This window comes from Variovorax sp. P2_H12 (assembly GCF_056403395.1).
The window spans coordinates 119,601-136,272 of sequence record NZ_JBFUFO010000007.1; the positions used below are offsets into that span (position 1 = coordinate 119,601).

At 67.4% G+C, this 16,672-nt stretch carries 14 protein-coding genes; 12 read left to right on the plus strand and 2 right to left on the minus strand.

The window, feature by feature from the left end; translation table 11 throughout:
• The first annotated feature begins 144 nt into the window (after positions 1 to 144).
• The 6 genes from AC1DYK_RS06730 (at position 145) to AC1DYK_RS06755 (ending at position 8,459) form a co-directional block, all read left to right on the plus strand.
• Positions 145 to 597 carry a pyridoxamine 5'-phosphate oxidase family protein gene (locus AC1DYK_RS06730; protein WP_478165551.1) on the plus strand — a complete coding sequence of 151 codons (453 nt, stop codon included), beginning with the start codon at positions 145 to 147 and terminating at the stop codon, positions 595 to 597.
• A gap of 286 nt (positions 598 to 883) precedes the next feature.
• Positions 884 to 3,766: a 2-oxoglutarate dehydrogenase E1 component gene (locus AC1DYK_RS06735; RefSeq protein WP_478165552.1), complete on the plus strand. Its 2,883-nt coding sequence runs from the start codon at positions 884 to 886 to the stop codon at positions 3,764 to 3,766.
• Between the two features lie 52 nt (positions 3,767 to 3,818).
• Positions 3,819 to 5,102, plus strand: coding sequence for a 2-oxoglutarate dehydrogenase complex dihydrolipoyllysine-residue succinyltransferase (gene odhB, locus AC1DYK_RS06740; RefSeq protein ID WP_478165553.1), 1,284 nt, complete (start codon positions 3,819 to 3,821; stop codon positions 5,100 to 5,102).
• A gap of 168 nt (positions 5,103 to 5,270) precedes the next feature.
• On the plus strand, positions 5,271 to 6,698 hold the full coding sequence (gene lpdA / locus AC1DYK_RS06745; protein ID WP_478158196.1) for a dihydrolipoyl dehydrogenase: 1,428 nt from the start codon (positions 5,271 to 5,273) through the stop codon (positions 6,696 to 6,698).
• Between the two features lie 4 nt (positions 6,699 to 6,702).
• Positions 6,703 to 7,803 carry a cell division protein ZapE gene (gene zapE, locus AC1DYK_RS06750; protein WP_478158197.1) on the plus strand — a complete coding sequence of 367 codons (1,101 nt, stop codon included), beginning with the start codon at positions 6,703 to 6,705 and terminating at the stop codon, positions 7,801 to 7,803.
• Positions 7,800 to 8,459 (plus strand): hypothetical protein, encoded by a 660-nt coding sequence (locus AC1DYK_RS06755; protein WP_478165554.1) that lies wholly within the window; start codon positions 7,800 to 7,802, stop codon positions 8,457 to 8,459. The genes zapE and AC1DYK_RS06755 overlap by 4 nt, the downstream gene beginning before the upstream one ends.
• Here AC1DYK_RS06755 and AC1DYK_RS06760 read toward each other — a convergent pair.
• Entirely contained in the window at positions 8,446 to 9,216 is a 771-nt protein-coding gene (locus AC1DYK_RS06760) for a PP2C family protein-serine/threonine phosphatase (RefSeq protein WP_478165555.1), read from the minus strand. The genes AC1DYK_RS06755 and AC1DYK_RS06760 overlap by 14 nt on opposite strands.
• Positions 9,217 to 9,341: 125 nt before the next feature.
• Here AC1DYK_RS06760 and AC1DYK_RS06765 point away from each other — a divergent pair, with 125 nt between their 5' ends.
• Both AC1DYK_RS06765 and AC1DYK_RS06770 read left to right on the plus strand, forming a co-directional pair.
• Positions 9,342 to 9,545, plus strand: coding sequence for a DUF465 domain-containing protein (locus tag AC1DYK_RS06765; RefSeq protein ID WP_286368180.1), 204 nt, complete (start codon positions 9,342 to 9,344; stop codon positions 9,543 to 9,545).
• Entirely contained in the window at positions 9,545 to 11,548 is a 2,004-nt protein-coding gene (locus tag AC1DYK_RS06770) for an ATP-dependent DNA helicase (protein ID WP_478165556.1), read from the plus strand. The genes AC1DYK_RS06765 and AC1DYK_RS06770 overlap by 1 nt, the downstream gene beginning before the upstream one ends.
• A gap of 50 nt (positions 11,549 to 11,598) precedes the next feature.
• Here AC1DYK_RS06770 and AC1DYK_RS06775 read toward each other — a convergent pair whose 3' ends face one another.
• Positions 11,599 to 12,408: an outer membrane protein assembly factor BamD gene (locus AC1DYK_RS06775; protein WP_478165557.1), complete on the minus strand. Its 810-nt coding sequence runs from the start codon at positions 12,406 to 12,408 to the stop codon at positions 11,599 to 11,601.
• Positions 12,409 to 12,422: 14 nt separating this feature from the next.
• On the opposite strand from AC1DYK_RS06775, the gene AC1DYK_RS06780 reads away from it, so the two are divergent.
• The 4 genes from AC1DYK_RS06780 (at position 12,423) to ndk (ending at position 16,635) form a co-directional block, all read left to right on the plus strand.
• Positions 12,423 to 13,448, plus strand: coding sequence for an RluA family pseudouridine synthase (locus tag AC1DYK_RS06780; RefSeq protein ID WP_478165558.1), 1,026 nt, complete (start codon positions 12,423 to 12,425; stop codon positions 13,446 to 13,448).
• 129 nt (positions 13,449 to 13,577) lie between these two features.
• A complete protein-coding gene (gene scpB, locus AC1DYK_RS06785; RefSeq protein ID WP_478165559.1) occupies positions 13,578 to 14,375 on the plus strand; it encodes an SMC-Scp complex subunit ScpB in 798 nt (265 codons plus the stop codon).
• On the plus strand, positions 14,372 to 16,060 hold the full coding sequence (locus AC1DYK_RS06790; RefSeq protein WP_478165560.1) for a pseudouridine synthase: 1,689 nt from the start codon (positions 14,372 to 14,374) through the stop codon (positions 16,058 to 16,060). Before scpB ends, AC1DYK_RS06790 begins: the two co-directional genes overlap by 4 nt.
• A gap of 149 nt (positions 16,061 to 16,209) precedes the next feature.
• Complete coding sequence (gene ndk, locus AC1DYK_RS06795; RefSeq protein WP_478091997.1) at positions 16,210 to 16,635, plus strand: nucleoside-diphosphate kinase; 426 nt, start codon at positions 16,210 to 16,212, stop codon at positions 16,633 to 16,635.
• The last annotated feature ends 37 nt before the right edge of the window (positions 16,636 to 16,672 follow it).

Here is a 16,672-nt window from a genome sequence, read left to right on the forward strand (position 1 = left end):
TAAGCTCGCGCGCGGCTGCGCGACAAGCGTTTGACCCACCGAAAAGCAGATGCTCAGGCGTTGATCGCAATCAAGGCCGCGCGGCCGAACCATCCCAGAATATCCGCCTTGAACGCTCCCTCTTGACGTTCGTGAAGGTGATACATGGACGACGAAATCAGAAAGAAGATCCTGGCGCTGCTGGATCAGCATCGAATCATGACAGTCGCGACGCTGCGTCCGGATGGCTGGCCGCAGGCAACGACCGTCGGCTATGTGAACGAAGGCCTGACCCTGTATTTTCTCTGCGGGCTGGACAGTCAGAAGGCAAGAAACCTGGCGCGAGATGACCGGCTCTCGCTGACGATCGATCACGACACGGCGGAATTGATGGCGATCACCGGCCTGTCGATGGCCGCCCGTGCGCGGGCGGTGGATGATCGGGCAGAAGCGGAGAAAGTCCTGCGCATGCTGCCGCTGAAATACCCCGACGCAGGGCCTCTGCCGATGAAGATGCCGGGCCCGGACGAGGTCCGCCTGTTTCGCGTTACACCCACGGTCATTTCCGTTCTCGATTACTCGAAAGGCTTCGGACACACGGATCTCGTCGTTTGCTGATTGTGGCGACCGGGGGGCTTGATCGCTCCCGGCCGGCGAAGCCCGGCCCGTTGGTGAAACACCGCGGAACCGGCTTCGCCGGGCCGCCGGCGTTGCCCCCAGCAGGGGGGTGGGCGCCCGACACGAAGTGCGGGCAACCTGGGGGGTTTCCACATCAATGGCACAATGCGGCAGTACTCAGGCCCTTCCCCAGCCACAGTCGCATCCGCCAATCGGTTCAGCCGTGTCGCGGAAGGTTTCTTAAACCAGCTAGTGCTTCCTTCAGGGAAGCGAAGGTCAGCGGAATATGAGCGATTCCTCGTCGACGGCTTCGTCCGTCTACAGCGCCTACCAAGGCAACACCTACCTCTTCGGCGGCAATGCGCCCTATGTCGAAGAGATGTACGAAAACTACCTCTCCAATCCCGGCAGCGTGCCCGACAACTGGCGTGCGTACTTCGACGCGCTCCAGAACGTGCCCGCCACCGACGGCAGCAACACCAAGGACGTGCCCCACCTGCCGGTGGTCAACGCCTTCGCCGAGCGCGCCAAGCAGGGCACCACCAAGGTGGTGGTGGCCAGCGGCGCCGACTCCGAGCTCGGCCGCAAGCGCACCGCGGTCCAGCAACTGATCGCCGCCTATCGCAACGTCGGCGCCCGCTGGGCCGACCTCGATCCGCTCAAGCGCGCCGAGCGTCCCGCGATCCCGGAGCTCGAGCCCTCGTTCTACGGCTTCGCCGACGCCGACCTCGAGACCGTGTTCAACACCAGCAACACCTTCTTCGGCAAGGAGACGATGTCGCTGCGCGACCTGCTCAACGCGCTGCGCGAAACCTACTGCGGCACCATCGGCGCCGAGTACATGTACATGACCGACCAGGCGCAGAAGCGCTGGTGGCAGCAGCGGCTCGAAAGCGCCCGCACCAATCCGCAGCTCTCCGCCGAGCAGAAGAAGCGCGTGCTCGAGCGGCTGACCGCCGCCGAAGGCCTCGAGCGTTTCCTGCACACCAAGTACGTCGGCCAGAAGCGCTTCTCGCTCGAAGGCGGCGAGAGCTTCATCGTCTCGATGGACGAGCTGATCAACCAGGCCGGCATCAAGGGCGTGCAGGAAATCGTCATCGGCATGGCGCACCGCGGCCGCCTCAACGTGCTGGTCAACTCGCTCGGCAAGCTGCCGGCCGACCTGTTCGCGGAGTTCGACCACACGGCCCCCGAAGACCTGCCCAGCGGTGACGTCAAGTACCACCAGGGCTTCAGCTCCGACGTGACCACGGGCGGCGGGCCGGTGCACCTGAGCCTGGCCTTCAACCCCTCGCACCTCGAGATCGTGAATCCGGTGGTCGAGGGCTCGGTGCGCGCCCGCATGGACCGCCGCGCCGACCCGCTCGGCAAGCAGGTGCTGCCGGTGATCGTGCACGGCGACGCGGCCTTCGCAGGCCAGGGCGTCGTGATGGAAACGCTGGCGCTGGCCGAAACGCGCGGCTACTCCACCGGCGGCACGGTGCACATCGTGATCAACAACCAGATCGGCTTCACCACCAGCGACCCGCGCGACAGCCGCTCGACGCTGTATTGCACCGACATCGTCAAGATGATCGAGGCGCCGGTGCTGCACGTGAACGGCGACGACCCCGAAGCCGTGGTGCTCGCAACCCAGCTCGCCCTCGAATTCCGCATGGAATTCCAGAAGGACGTGGTGGTCGACATCGTCTGCTTCCGCAAGCTCGGGCACAACGAACAGGACACGCCGGCGCTCACGCAGCCGCTGATGTACAAGAAGATCGCGCAGCATCCCGGCACGCGCAAGCTCTACGCCGACAAGCTGGCCGCCCAAGGCCTGGGCGCCACGCTCGGTGACGATCTGGTCAAGGCCCAGCGCGCGGCCTTCGACGCCGGCAAGAACACCTCCGACCCGGTGCTGACCAACTTCAAGAGCAAGTACGCGGTCGACTGGAGCCCCTTCCTCAACAAGAAGTGGACCGACGCCGGCGACACCGCGATCCCGACCGCCGAATGGAAGCGGCTGGCCGAGCGCATCACCAAGGCGCCTGAAGGCTTCACGGTGCACCCGCTGGTCAAGAAGGTGCTGGACGATCGCGCGGCGATGGGTCGCGGCGACGTCAACATCGATTGGGGCATGGGCGAGCACATGGCTTTTGCCTCGCTGGTGGCCAGCGGCTATCCGGTCCGCCTGTCGGGCGAAGACTGCGGTCGCGGCACCTTCACGCACCGCCACGCGGTGCTGCACGACCAGAACCGCGAGAAGTTCGACGAAGGCACCTATGTGCCGCTGCAGAACGTGGCCGAGAACCAGGCGCCGTTCGTCGTCATCGACTCGATCCTGTCCGAAGAAGCGGTGCTCGCGTTCGAATACGGCTATGCCTCGAACGACCCGAACACGCTGGTGATCTGGGAAGCGCAATTCGGCGACTTCGTGAACGGCGCGCAGGTCGTGATCGACCAGTTCATCGCCTCCGGCGAAGTCAAGTGGGGCCGCGTCAACGGCATCACGCTGATGTTGCCGCACGGCTATGAGGGCCAGGGACCGGAGCACAGCTCGGCGCGCCTCGAGCGCTTCATGCAATTGGCTGCCGACACCAACATGCAGGTGGTCCAGCCGACGACGGCGAGCCAGATCTTCCATGTGCTGCGTCGCCAGATGGTGCGCAACCTGCGCAAGCCCCTGATCATCATGACGCCGAAGTCGCTGTTGCGGAACAAGGATGCGACGTCGCCGCTGGCCGAGTTCACCAAGGGCAGTTTCCAGACCGTCATCCCGGACAGCAAGGACCTGAAGGCCGAGAAGGTCAAGCGCGTCATCGCCTGCTCGGGCAAGGTCTACTACGACCTGGCCAAGAAGCGCGAGGAAAAGGACATCGACGACGTGGCGATCATCCGCGTCGAGCAGCTCTATCCCTTCCCGCACAAGGCCTTCGCCGCCGAACTGAAGAAGTACCCCAATCTCGTGGACGTGGTGTGGTCGCAGGACGAGCCGCAGAACCAGGGGGCCTGGTTCTTCGTGCAGCACTACATCCACGAGAACATGCAGGAAGGCCAGAAGCTGGGCTACTCCGGCCGTGCCGCCTCGGCATCGCCCGCGGTCGGCTACTCGCACCTGCACCAGGAACAGCAAAAGGCGCTGGTCGACGGCGCGTTCGGCAAGCTCAAGGGCTTCGTGCTGACCAAGTAACAAGATCGCTCTGATCCACCTTCACAAGAAAACACGAAACGAGCACATAGAAATGTCCATCGTAGAAGTCAAAGTCCCCCAGTTGTCCGAGTCCGTGGCCGAAGCCACCATGCTGCAGTGGAAGAAGAAGCCCGGCGACGCCGTCGCCATCGATGAAATCCTGATCGAGATCGAGACCGACAAGGTCGTGCTCGAGGTGCCCGCACCCGCGGCCGGCGTGCTGGCCGAGATCATCCAGGCCGACGGCGCCACCGTCGTCGCCGAGCAGTTGATCGCGAAGATCGACACCGAAGGCAAGGCCGGCGCGGCCGCGCCCGCAGCGGCGCCGGCCGCCGTGCCGGTGGCAGCGCCCGCGGCGGCTGCGGCTGCGGCTGCGGCTGCGGCTGCCGTCACCGGGGGTTCAAAGTCCGACGTCGCGATGCCGGCGGCGGCCAAGCTGCTGGCCGACAACAAGCTGTCGACCGGCGACGTCGCCGGCACCGGCCGCGACGGCCGCGTCACCAAGGGCGACGTGCTCGGCGCCGTGGCCGCCGGCACCACCGCCCGTGTGGCGCCGCCCGTGCCCGTTCCGACCGGCGCCCCGAAGGCCGCGCTGCCGCAGGTCGCCTCGCCGACGCGCGCGCCCGACCTCGGCGAGCGTCCCGAAGAACGCGTGCCGATGAGCCGCCTGCGCGCGCGCATCGCCGAGCGCCTGCTGCAGTCGCAATCGACCAACGCCATCCTGACCACCTTCAACGAAGTCAACATGGCCCCGGTCATGGAGATGCGCAAGAAGTTCCAGGACGCGTTCACCAAGGAGCACGGCGTCAAGATCGGCTTCATGAGCTTCTTCGTGAAGGCCGCGGTGCATGCGCTCAAGAAGTACCCGGTGATCAACGCCTCGGTCGACGGCAACGACATCGTCTACCACGGCTACTTCGACATCGGCATCGCGGTCGGTTCGCCGCGCGGCCTGGTGGTGCCGATCCTGCGCAACGCCGACCAGATGAGCTTTGCCGACATCGAGAAGAAGATCGCCGAGTTCGGCCAGAAGGCCAAGGACGGCAAGCTGGGCATCGAGGAAATGACCGGCGGCACCTTCTCGATTTCGAACGGAGGCACCTTCGGCTCGATGCTGTCGACCCCGATCATCAACCCGCCGCAGTCGGCCATCCTGGGCGTGCATGCGACCAAGGACCGCGCCGTGGTCGAGAACGGCCAGATCGTCGTGCGCCCGATGAACTACCTCGCAATGAGCTACGACCACCGCATCATCGACGGCCGCGAAGCCGTGCTGGGCCTGGTCGCGATGAAGGAAGCGCTGGAAGATCCGTCGCGCCTCCTGTTTGACATCTGACCCACCCCCGTTGCTTGCTCACTTCGTGTAGCCGCCTCCCCCTCGAGGGGGCACCACCCGCGGCCCGGCGAAGCCGGTTCCGCGGTGGTTCCCGAACGGGCCTCGCTTCGCTTGCCGCGAACGAGGACGGACGCGGTGACGAACACGATCACCCACAGAAAGATCCAAATGTCCAAACAGTTTGACGTCGTCGTGATCGGCGGCGGCCCCGGCGGCTACATCGCCGCGATCCGCGCGGCGCAGCTAGGCTTCAACGTGGCCTGCATCGACGAGTGGAAGAACGCCAAGGGCGGTCCGGCACTCGGCGGCACCTGCACCAACATCGGCTGCATTCCCTCGAAAGCGCTGCTGCAGTCCTCGGAGCACTACGAGCACGCCGGCCACAGCTTCGCCGACCATGGCATCAAGGTCGAAGGCCTGGGCCTGGACGTCGCGAAGATGCTGGCGCGCAAGGACGCGATCGTGAAGCAGAACAACGACGGCATCGTCTACCTGTTCAAGAAGAACAAGGTGGCGTTCTTCCACGGCCGCGGCTCGTTCGTGAAGGCGAGCGACGCCGGCTACGAGATCAAGGTCGCGGGCGCTGCCGAAGAGAGCATCACCGGCAAGCAGATCATCGTCGCGACGGGTTCCAATGCACGCCCCTTGCCCGGTGCGCCTTTCGACGAGGAGAACATCCTCTCGAACGACGGTGCGCTGCGCATCCAGGGCGTGCCGAAGAAGCTGGCGCTGATCGGCTCCGGCGTGATCGGCCTCGAGATGGGTTCGGTCTGGCGCCGGCTCGGCGCCGAAGTCACGGTGCTCGAAGCGCTGCCGACCTTCCTCGGCGCGGTCGACGAGCAGATCGCCAAGGAAGCGCACAAGGCCTTCACCAAGCAGGGCCTGAAGATCGAGCTCGGCGTCACGGTCGGCGAAGTCAAGTCGGGCAAGAAGGGCGTCAGCATCGCCTACACCGACGCCAAGGGCGGCGCGCAGACCCTCGAGGTCGACAAGCTGATCGTCTCGATCGGCCGTGTGGCCAACACCATCGGCCTGAACGCCGAAGCGGTCGGCCTCCAGCTCGACGAGCGGGGTGCGATCGTGGTCGACGAGGAATGCAGGACCAGCCTGCCGAACGTCTGGGCCATCGGCGACGTGGTGCGCGGCCCGATGCTCGCGCACAAGGCCGAGGAAGAGGGCGTGGCGGTGGCCGAGCGCCTCGCGGGCCAGCACGGGCACGTGAACTTCAACACGATTCCGTGGGTGATCTACACCTCGCCGGAAATCGCCTGGGTCGGCCAGACCGAGCAGCAGCTCAAGGCCAGCGGCCGCGCGTACAAGGCGGGAACCTTTCCGTTCCTGGCCAACGGGCGCGCACGCGCGCTCGGCGACACCACCGGCATGGTCAAGTTCCTGGCCGATGCGGCCACCGACGAGATCCTCGGCGTCCACATGGTCGGCCCGATGGTCAGCGAGCTGATCTCCGAAGCCGTGGTGGCGATGGAGTTCAAGGCCAGCGCCGAAGACATCGCGCGCATCTGCCATGCGCACCCGTCGCTGTCCGAAGCGACGAAGGAAGCGGCACTGGCCGTCGACAAGCGCACGCTGAACTTCTGAGGTCGTGACTACTGTCAGGCAGGCGTACGACGCGGAGCTGGTTGCGCGGGGTTATCAAAGCGACCCCGCACAGCTGCGCGCCGTGGAAGCCCTCGACCGCTGCGCCAGCGAGTGGGCCGCCTACAAGGCGCAGCGTTCCAACGCGTTCAAGAAGCTGATCAACCGGCCGGAGATCCCGCGCGGGGTCTACATGTACGGAGGCGTCGGCCGCGGCAAGAGCTTCCTGATGGACTGCTTCTACAACGCGGTTCCGCTCAGGCGCAAGACGCGGCTGCACTTCCACGAGTTCATGCGCGAGGTGCATCGCGAGCTGGCCGATCTGCAGGGCACGGTGAATCCGCTGGACGAACTCGGCCTCCGGATCTCCAAGCGCTACAAGCTGATCTGCTTCGACGAGTTCCATGTCGCGGACATCACCGACGCGATGATCCTGCACCGGCTGCTGGCGGCGCTGTTCGAGAACGGCGTGGGCTTCGTCACCACCTCCAATTTCAAACCCGACGATCTCTACCCCGGGGGTCTGCACCGCGACCGCATCCTGCCGGCGATTGCCTTGCTGAACCAGCGGCTCGAGGTTCTCAGCGTGGACAACGGCACCGACTACCGGCGTCGCACGCTGGAGCAGGTGCGGCTCTACCTCACGCCGAACGGAGCGGTGGCCGACAAGGAGATGCGCAAGGCCTTCGAGCGCTTGGCCGAGAGCGCTGACGAGAATCCGGTGCTGCACATCGAGTCGCGCGAGATCCATGCCCGGCGCAAGGCCGGCGGCGTGGTCTGGTTCGACTTCAAGACGCTGTGCGGCGGCCCGCGCTCGCAGAACGACTACCTGGAGATCGCGACCCAGTTTCACACCGTGCTGCTGTCCGACGTGCCTTACATGCCGGTGCGGATGGCCTCGGAAGCACGCCGTTTCACCTGGCTGGTCGATGTCTTCTACGACCGCCGCGTGAAACTGATCATGTCGGCTGAAGTGCCGCCCGAGGCGTTGTACACCGAAGGTCCTCTGGCCCATGAATTTCCTCGCACGGTGTCGAGACTCAACGAGATGCAGTCGACCGAGTTCCTGGCGCTCGAGCGGCGCACCGTCGACACACGACTGACATGAAGAACACTGTCCTTGCATTGCTGATCGGCCTGGCGGCGGCGCCGGGCTGGGCGCAGCTGGGCGCAACCACCGGCAATCTCGATCTCGATGCCGAGCGTGGCCGTCTGGCGCAGGAGCGCAAGGCGCTCGACGAACGCTTCAACACCGAGCAGGCCGCCTGCTACAAGAAGTTCGCCGTCGAGGATTGCCTGAGGGAGAGCCGCCAGCGCCGCCGTCTCGCGACCGACGACATCAAGCGACAGGAAGCCGCGATCAACGACTTCGAGCGCCGGCGCCGGGGTGCCGCCGCGCTCGACAAGCTCGAGGAGAAGGACACCCATCCGCGCGCGAAGGACTCGCAAGAGCAGCGCGAGCAATCGCTGAAATCGCAACAGGAACGCGAGCAGCGCGCGGCCGAGCATGCCGCCAGCCGCGCCCAGGCGGCCTCCGAGGCGGCCGAGAAGCAACGTCAGTTCGAGGCCAAGCAACGCGCCCACGCGGACGAGCAGGCGAAGGCGGCCCGTCGACGCGCCGAGGCGCCGGCGGCACGCCAGGCCTACGAGCAGAAGCTGCAGAATGCCGAGCGTCAGCGTGCGGAAAGCGAACGTCGCAATGCCGCCAGGACCAAGCCGCGCTCCGCGCCCTTGCCGGAGCCCGCAGCGGCTACTCCTCCGTAGGCAGGTCTTCCAGCTTCAGCACAGCGACCGAAATGTTGTCGCCACCGCCGTGCGCGCGCCGGCGGGCCTCGGCGACCAGCAGTTCGACGGCCTCGCGCGGCGCCTTGGCCGCCAGCAGGTCACCCATTTCAGCCGGAGTGAAGTAGTGCCACAGCCCGTCGCTGCAGGCCATCAGGACGTCGCCGGCCTTCACCCGAGGGATCAGGTGGACCTCGACCGGCGGGGGCGTGGACTTCATGCCGAGACAGCCCAGCAGGATGTTGCCCTGCGGATGGACGCTGGCTTCGTCCTCGTCGATCTCGCCGCGGTCCACCAGCACCTGCACATACGAGTGGTCCTTGGTCCGCTTGACCAGGCGGCCTTCATGAAAGTGATAGATGCGCGTATCGCCCGCGTGGATCCAGGCGCAGTCGCCCTCCGGATTCAACAGGAAGGCGGCCAGGGTGCTGTGCGGCTCCTGCTCGCTGGACACGGCCGTGAGCTTGATCACGGTATGGGCGTCGTCGAGCATCTGGCGCAGCATCCCCACCGGCTCATCGCGCCCGGGCTTGTAGCGCGCGAAAAGCTGGCGCGCGGTCAACAGCACCTGGTCGGACGCCTTGCGCCCGCCGCTGCGCCCGCCCATGCCATCGGCGACCACCCCGAGCACGCAACCCTGCGCGCGCGGGTGGGTCAGGATCAGGACCTGGTCCTGCTGGTAGGGGCGATCTCCCTTGTGGAGACCGGTGGCGGCTGCGAGTCGAAAGCCTCGTGTCATGTGGCGCAGTGGGCGCCGATGGCGCGGTCTTTGATGAAAGTCGTGCGAACGCGATGAAGTCGTATTATCGAGCGAACGCGAGCCGCGGCCGGGCCGCTCCTGCATCGCTTTTCGTACCGATTCCCTTGGACTCCAATCTTCACTCATTTTCCCGCCAGCTGATCGAGCTTCGGATCGAACACGCCGACCTCGACGCCACCATCGACCGGCTGGGCGACGTCGTCCCGCAGGACGAACTGCTGCTGCGGCGCCTGAAGAAAAGGCGTCTGGCCCTGCGTGACCAGATCGCGCGCCTGGTCGACCTGCTCGACCCCCAAGAGCCCGCCTGATGCCGCTGGAACAAGAAGTGCGCGAGGTCTTCGCGCAGGGCGGGGTGCTCTCTCATGCCGCCGATCATTTCCGGGAGCGCGAGGGGCAGACCCAGATGGCGCTGGCCGTGGCGCGCACCATCGAGCGCGGCGGCGTGCTGGTGGTCGAAGCCGGCACCGGCGTCGGCAAGACTTTTTCGTACCTGGTGCCGGCGCTGCTGAGCGGCGAACGCGTGCTGCTGTCCACCGCCACCAAGACGCTGCAGGACCAGCTGTTCGGCCGCGATCTGCCGCGGCTGGTCACGGCGCTGGGCCTGCCGGTGCGCACCGCGCTGCTCAAGGGCCGTGCCAGCTACCTGTGCCTGCACCGGCTCGAACTGGCGCGTCACGACGATTCGCTGCCCGAGCGCGGCACGCTGCGCACGCTGGCCAAGATCGAGCAATGGTCCAAGGCCACCCGTACCGGCGACCTGGCCGAGCTGCCGGGACTGGACGAGCGTTCGCCGCTGATCCCGCTGGTGACGTCGACGCGGGAGAACTGCCTCGGTGCGCAATGCCCGCAGTTCAAGCCCTGCCATGTCAACCTGGCACGGCGCGAGGCCATGGCGGCCGACGTGGTGGTCATCAACCACCATTTGTTCTTTGCCGATCTCGCGGTGCGCGAGTCCGGCATGGCGGAACTGCTGCCGACGGTACGCGTGGTGGTGTTCGACGAGGCGCACCAGCTCAACGAGACCGGCGTGCAGTTCCTCGGCCTCCAGCTCGGTACGGGCCAGGCGCTGGATTTCGCCCGCGACCTGCTGGCGGCCGGGCTGCAGCTGGCGCGCGGACTGGTCGACTGGCAGCAACTGGTGGCGGCGGTCGAGCGGAGCGCCCGCGAACTGCGCCTGGCGGTCGGCAAGCAATGGCCCGGCGCCAAGCTGCGCTGGGCGGGTGATTCGCCCGAGGGCATCCCGGCGCAGCCCTGGCAGGAAGCGCTCGAGGCCTTGCAGGAGGCCTTCGAGCAGGCCGCACGCGGGCTCGACACGGTCAGCGAGCTGTCGCCCGACTTCGTCAGGCTGCACGATCGCGCGCAGCAGCTGTCTCAGCGCGCGCGGCGCTTTGCCGAACCCTGCGCGTCAGGTTCGGTGCGCTGGGTCGATGTCGGGACGCATCTGCGGCTGGTCGAATCCCCGCTCGATATCGCCGAGGCGGTACGCACGCGGGTGCTCAAGTCCGATACGGCCGAGCCGGAGGAAGAGGGCCGCGCCTGGGTGTTCACCTCGGCCACGCTCGGCGACGACCCGAGGCTGCGCTGGTTCACCGAGCCTTGCGGCCTCGACGATGCCGAGGTGCTGCGGGTGCAAAGCCCGTTCGACTACGCGCAGCAGGCCGCCCTGTACGTGCCCCGGGCGTTCCCCAAGCCCAATGACCCCGCGCACAGCCAGCAGGTGGCGCTGCTGGCGGCCCGCGGTGCCGCCACCCTTGGAGGCCGCACGCTGGTGCTGACGACCACGCTGCGCGCGCTGCGCGCCATCGGCGATGCGATGAAGGCGCAGTTCGAACGCCTCGAGGCCGGGCAGCGGCCCGAGGTGCTGGTCCAGGGCGAGCTGCCCAAACGCGTGCTGATGGATCGGTTCCGCGAAGGTGCCGGAGACGGCCGCGCGGGTTGCGTGCTGGTGGCGTCGGCCTCGTTCTGGGAAGGGTTCGACGCACCGGGCGATGCCCTTCAGCTGGTCGTGATCGACAAGCTGCCGTTCCCGCCGCCCAACGATCCGCTGGTCGAGGCGCGCTCGCAGCGGCTGGAATCCCAGGGCCGAAGCGCGTTCGGCGACTATTCGCTGCCCGAGGCCGCGGTATCGCTCAAGCAGGGTGCCGGCCGGCTGATCCGACGCGAATCCGACCGCGGCGTGCTGGTGATCTGCGACACCCGGCTGGTCGCGATGGGCTACGGCAAGCGTCTGCTGGCGGCGCTGCCGCCGATGCGCAGGATCGAGGGCGAGACCGAACTGGATGCCGAAATCGCCGCATTGAGAGGCAACTGAGCCTGCCCCCACGCACGGCCTCGGCCTGAGACAGCCGAGCGGTCAGATGGCTACCAGAGCTTCCACCAAGGGTCGTCCTTGGCCCGGAAGCCGCGCGTCAGGTACTCGCTCTTCGGGTAGTTGGTGGTCAGCACGCGCTGGGTGTCGTCGCGCAGATCGGTCATGCCGAGCTTGTCGTAGGACATGTACATGATGTACAGCGCCTCCTCGAGCGCAGGCACTTCGCGATAGTCCGCGAGCGCGAGCTGCGCGCGGTTGATGGCCGCCAAGTAGGCGCCCCGCGTGTAGTAGTAGCGCGCCACGTGCACCTCGTACTGCGCGAGAGAGTTGACGATGTAGTTCATGCGCAGCCGCGCATCCGGCGTGTAGCGCGACTGCGGGAAGCGGGTCACCAGCTCCTTGAACGACTCGAACGATTCCTTGGCGGCCTTCTGGTCGCGCTCGGAAAGGTCCTGGCGCGTCATCCACGAGAACATGCCGAGGTCGTCGTTGAAATTGATCACGCCCTTCAGGTAGAGCGCATAGTCGATCGCCGGGCTGGCCGGGTGCAGCTTCATGAAGCGGTCGAGCGTGGCGACGGCCGACACCTTGTCGCCGGCCTTCCACTGTGCATAGGCCTTGTCGAGCTGGGCCTGCTGCGCCAGCGGCGTGCCGGCGGCGCGGCCTTCGAGCTTCTCGAGCAGCGGCACCGCCTTGTCGAAGGCGCCCGAGTTCGTCTCGTCCTTGGCTTCCGAGTAGATCCGGTTGGGGCTCCAGTTCGCGGTCTTGTCGGCTTCTGTCGTCGAGCAGCCGGCGACCAGCCAGGCGGCGGTGCACAGGGCCAGCCAGCCGGGGACCACCGATAATTTGGCGCGAAACATCAAAGAAGGCTTTCGTGAAACAGTTGCCCTCGATTATATCGGCCACCCCCCTGGTGGACTCTCCGGAGGCCGCGGAGCACGAGGAGGGCGCGGAGCTCTCCGCCGCCAGCGAGGTACGCGCCTTCCTGTTCGGGCCCGACGAACATGGCCAGCGGCTGGACCGCGCGCTCGCGAACCTCGTGCCGGAGTTCTCCCGCAGCTACCTGCAGCAGCTGATCGACGCCGGAATGGTGGAGATCCAGGGCCGCGTGCTGACCAAGTCCTCGGCCACCGTGCATGCCGGCGAGGCCGGGCGGATCGAACTCCGGCCGACGCCGCAAAGCCAGGCTTTCAAGGCCGAGCCGATGGCGCTCAGCGTGCTGTACGAGGACGAACACCTGCGGATCATCGACAAGCCGGTCGGCCTGGTGGTCCATCCGGCCCCCGGCCACTGGAGCGGGACGCTGCTCAACGGCCTGCTGGCGCTCGACCCCCGGGCGGCGCTGCTGCCGCGCGCCGGCATCGTGCACCGGCTCGACCGGGACACCAGCGGGCTGATGGTCGTCGCGCGCAGCCGCCAGACGATGGACGCGCTGGTCGCGCTGATCGCCGCGCGCGAGGTCAAGCGGCAATACCTGGCGCTTGCGCATCGCAGCTGGCAGGGCGCCGGCGCGCGCCATGTGGAGGCTCCGATCGGGCGCGATCCGCGCAATCGGCTGCGCATGGCGGTGGTCGACCTCGAGCGCCATTCGGGCAAGCCGGCCCGCACGCTGGTCGAGGTGCTCGACAGCAACGACCAGGGCTGTGCGGTGCGTTGCACGCTCGAGACCGGGCGGACCCACCAGATCCGGGTGCACATGGCGTCGATCGGCCACCCGCTGGTCGGCGATGCGCTCTACGGCGGTGCGCCCGCGGCCGGCCTGGCGCGGCAGGCGCTGCATGCCTTCCGGCTGGGATTCGAGCATCCTGTCACGCACCAGCCGGTGGAGTTCCGCTCGCCGCCGCCCCCGGACCTGCTTCAGGGTTTTTCCGAATGGGGCCTGGATTACAATCGCGCCTGACGGCCCCCGAGGGCCGCGCCGGCCGCCTGATGCCGGTTTTGCGTTGCTTTTCGCCGCGTGCCGGCAGCGCCTCCTTCCATCCTTCTGAACAAGCGTCCTCGAGGCGCCTTTTCCCGGATAACGCGAACCATGAATACGGCGGATGCCAAGCGCATTCTCGAAACCGCCTTGATCTGTTCGACCCAGCCGTTGCCGGTGCGCGAACTGCGCGTGCTGTTCGACGACGAACTGGGTGCCGACACGATCAAGTCGCTGTTGCTCGAGTTGCAGGAAGACTGGTCGCAGCGCGGCCTGGAGCTCGTGAGCGTCGGCAGCGGCTGGCGCTTCCAGAGCCGCCCCGAACTGCGCGATCACCTCGACCGGCTGCACCCCGAGAAGCCGCCGCGCTACACGCGCGCGGCCCTCGAGACGCTGGCGATCATTGCCTACCGGCAGCCGGTGACGCGGGGCGACATGGAAGACATCCGTGGCGTCACGATCAACTCGCTGATCCTGAAGCAACTCGAGGACCGCAACTGGGTCGAGGTCATCGGCCATCGCGAAACGGTCGGCCGACCGGCACTCTACGCGACGACGCGCCAGTTCCTCGACGACCTGGGCCTGGCGTCGCTGGACGAATTGCCGTTGATCGAAACGCCGGCGCACCAGGGCGCGCTGATCGCCGCGCTCGACCAGGCCGCGGGCGAGGACCAGTCCTCGCTGCCGATCGACGATCTGCCGCTCGAGGCGCCTGTCCCTCCGACGGAGGTGGCCGGGCCTGAGGCGCCGGCGGAGCCTGGCCTCGTGACCGAAGCCCAGGCCGAAGCCGAAAACGAAGCCCTCGGGACCCCCGAGCCTTCGGAGTCCCTTTTCTCCCCACCCGTCGAGGCCGAAGCCGCGCCCGACGAGGCCGACACCATCGCTGTCCCTTCCGGAACCCGACCATGAGCCCCATTGATCCCGATGACGCAGCCACGCTGCCGGCCGAACCTGTGTCCGAAGTGCCCGCGGGCGAAGTGCCCGTGGAAGGCGCCGCAGCGCCGCGCAAGCGGCGCCCGCGCAAGCCCAAGCCGGTAGAGCAGGAAGTTGCGGCCGCTCCGGCCGAGCCGTCGGCCGAGGAACCGGTTGCAGCGCCGGTCGCGATCGCCGAAGAGGAAGCCGTGCTGCCGCCCGCGGCGCAGCCGGCTGAAGTGCGTGCCTCCGAGGCCGGTTCGCAGGACGATGACGAAGAAGAGGAAGAAGAGCCGGACGAGGAGGAGGACGACCTCGACCGCGCCCGCCGTGCCGCCGAGCGCGAGCAGCGCAATGCGCCGCCGCCCGAGCCGATCCGCTTCGCCGATGTCATTTCCGGCCAGTTCGACGCCGACGAGGAAAGCCCCGAAGTGCCGCCGCTCAAGCGCGTGCTGCTGCCCGAGGCCGATTCGCCCAAGCTGCACAAGGTGCTGGCGCAGGCCGGCCTGGGCTCGCGGCTCGAGATGGAGCAACTGATCCTGCAGGGCCGGATCTCGGTCAACAACGAGCCCGCCCACATCGGCCAGCGCATCCAGTACGGCGACCAGGTCAAGATCAACGGCAAGCCGATCCGCTACCGCATCGCGCCGCCGCCGCCGCGCGTGATCGCCTACCACAAGCCGGTCGGCGAGGTCGTGACGCACGACGATCCGCAGAACCGCCCGACCGTGTTTCGCAAGCTGCCGCGCCTGCAGCAGGGCAAGTGGCAGTCGGTCGGCCGGCTCGACCTGAACACCGAGGGCCTGCTGCTTTTCACGAGCTCCGGCGAGCTGGCCAATCAGCTCATGCATCCTCGCTTCGGCCTCGAGCGCGAGTACGCCGTGCGCGTGCTCGGCGCCCTCAGCGCCGAGGAGAAGAAGCGCCTGCTCGAAGGCGTGCGCCTGGACGACGGCATGGCCCAGTTCGGCACCATCGAGGAGGGCGGCGGCGAGGGTTCCAACTGCTGGTACCGCGTCACCATCTCCGAAGGGCGCAACCGTGAAGTGCGCCGCCTGTTCGAGTCGGTCGGTCATGCGGTCAGCCGCCTGATCCGCATCCGCTACGGCGCGATGGTGTTGCCGCGCGGCCTCAAGCGCGGCGCCTGGATGGAGCTCGACGAACGCGACATCCAGGCGCTGTTCCAGGCCGCGGGCAACGGCGGCGACCGGCCGCCGCGGCACGGCGCGGGGCCCAAGGGCCAGGGCCAGGACAACGGCGGGCGCAACAACCGCAACCGCAAGCGCCGCGGTAATCGCAACGGCGGCGCCGGCGGCGCGCAGGGTGACGAGCGCGAGCCGATCCCGAACCCGCTGGCGCACGGTCCGGGCGCGCGTCCCGACCGCGGCGGCGGCAAGGGCCCGCCCCAGGGGCGCCGCAACAACCGCGGCGACCGGCAAGGGCAGGGGCCCGGCCCGGGCCAGCAGGGGCGCAATCGGCAGGGCGGCGAGGACCGCGTGCCCGGCGGCGCCAACCAACCCGATCCGATGAAGACCTCGCTGGGGTACATCGGCGCCGACAGCTTCTCGCGCCAGCGCAAGGACCAGCGCCAGGGCCCGCGTCGCGGTGGGCCGGGCGGCGGTGGCGGTGGCTTCGGCGGCCAGGGCGGTCCCGGCGGGCCGGGCGGTCGTCGCCGCGGTCGCTGAAATTCGACGCCGCTGGCGGACTTTCGCTGCGCGAAAGCGAGCGGGACTGCCGCGCCGGTTAAAATCAGAGGCTTTGTCAAGGCTCGCAACCTGTGTGTTGCGAGCCGGACGGAACTCATCCAGATTCAAGCTCTCAGGAAAGCACTTCAATGGCCATCGAACGCACTCTCTCCATCATCAAGCCCGACGCCGTCGCCAAGAACGTCGTCGGCAAGATCGTCTCCCGCTTCGAGGCCGCCGGCCTCAAGATCGTGGCAGCCAAGCTGATCCATCTGTCGCGCAGCGAAGCCGAACAGTTCTACGCCGTCCACAAGGAGCGCCCCTTCTTCAAGGATCTGGTCGAATTCATGATCTCCGGCCCGGTGTTCGTGCAGGCGCTCGAGGGCGAGAACGCCATCGCCAAGAACCGCGACCTGATGGGCGCCACCGACCCCAAGAAGGCCGCCCCCGGCACCATCCGCGCCGACTTCGCCGACAGCATCGATGCCAACGCGGTGCATGGTTCCGACGCCCCTGAGACCGCACAGGTCGAGATCGCGTTCTTCTTCGCTGGCCTGAACGTCTACGCCCGATAAATGGCTCTCCCCCAGGTTGGCTCACTGCGTGTAGCCG

What these genes read in the sequence shown, in the direction of transcription:
- AC1DYK_RS06730 (WP_478165551.1), top strand. Translation starts at nt 145, where the DNA reads ATGGACGACGAAATCAGAAAGAAGATCCTGGCGCTGCTGGATCAGCAT.
- AC1DYK_RS06735 (WP_478165552.1), top strand. Translation starts at nt 884, where the DNA reads ATGAGCGATTCCTCGTCGACGGCTTCGTCCGTCTACAGCGCCTACCAA.
- odhB (WP_478165553.1), top strand. Translation starts at nt 3,819, where the DNA reads ATGTCCATCGTAGAAGTCAAAGTCCCCCAGTTGTCCGAGTCCGTGGCC.
- lpdA (WP_478158196.1), top strand. Translation starts at nt 5,271, where the DNA reads ATGTCCAAACAGTTTGACGTCGTCGTGATCGGCGGCGGCCCCGGCGGC.
- AC1DYK_RS06755 (WP_478165554.1), top strand. Translation starts at nt 7,800, where the DNA reads ATGAAGAACACTGTCCTTGCATTGCTGATCGGCCTGGCGGCGGCGCCG.
- AC1DYK_RS06760 (WP_478165555.1), bottom strand. Translation starts at nt 9,216, where the DNA reads ATGACACGAGGCTTTCGACTCGCAGCCGCCACCGGTCTCCACAAGGGA.
- AC1DYK_RS06770 (WP_478165556.1), top strand. Translation starts at nt 9,545, where the DNA reads ATGCCGCTGGAACAAGAAGTGCGCGAGGTCTTCGCGCAGGGCGGGGTG.
- AC1DYK_RS06775 (WP_478165557.1), bottom strand. Translation starts at nt 12,408, where the DNA reads ATGTTTCGCGCCAAATTATCGGTGGTCCCCGGCTGGCTGGCCCTGTGC.
- scpB (WP_478165559.1), top strand. Translation starts at nt 13,578, where the DNA reads ATGAATACGGCGGATGCCAAGCGCATTCTCGAAACCGCCTTGATCTGT.
- AC1DYK_RS06790 (WP_478165560.1), top strand. Translation starts at nt 14,372, where the DNA reads ATGAGCCCCATTGATCCCGATGACGCAGCCACGCTGCCGGCCGAACCT.
- ndk (WP_478091997.1), top strand. Translation starts at nt 16,210, where the DNA reads ATGGCCATCGAACGCACTCTCTCCATCATCAAGCCCGACGCCGTCGCC.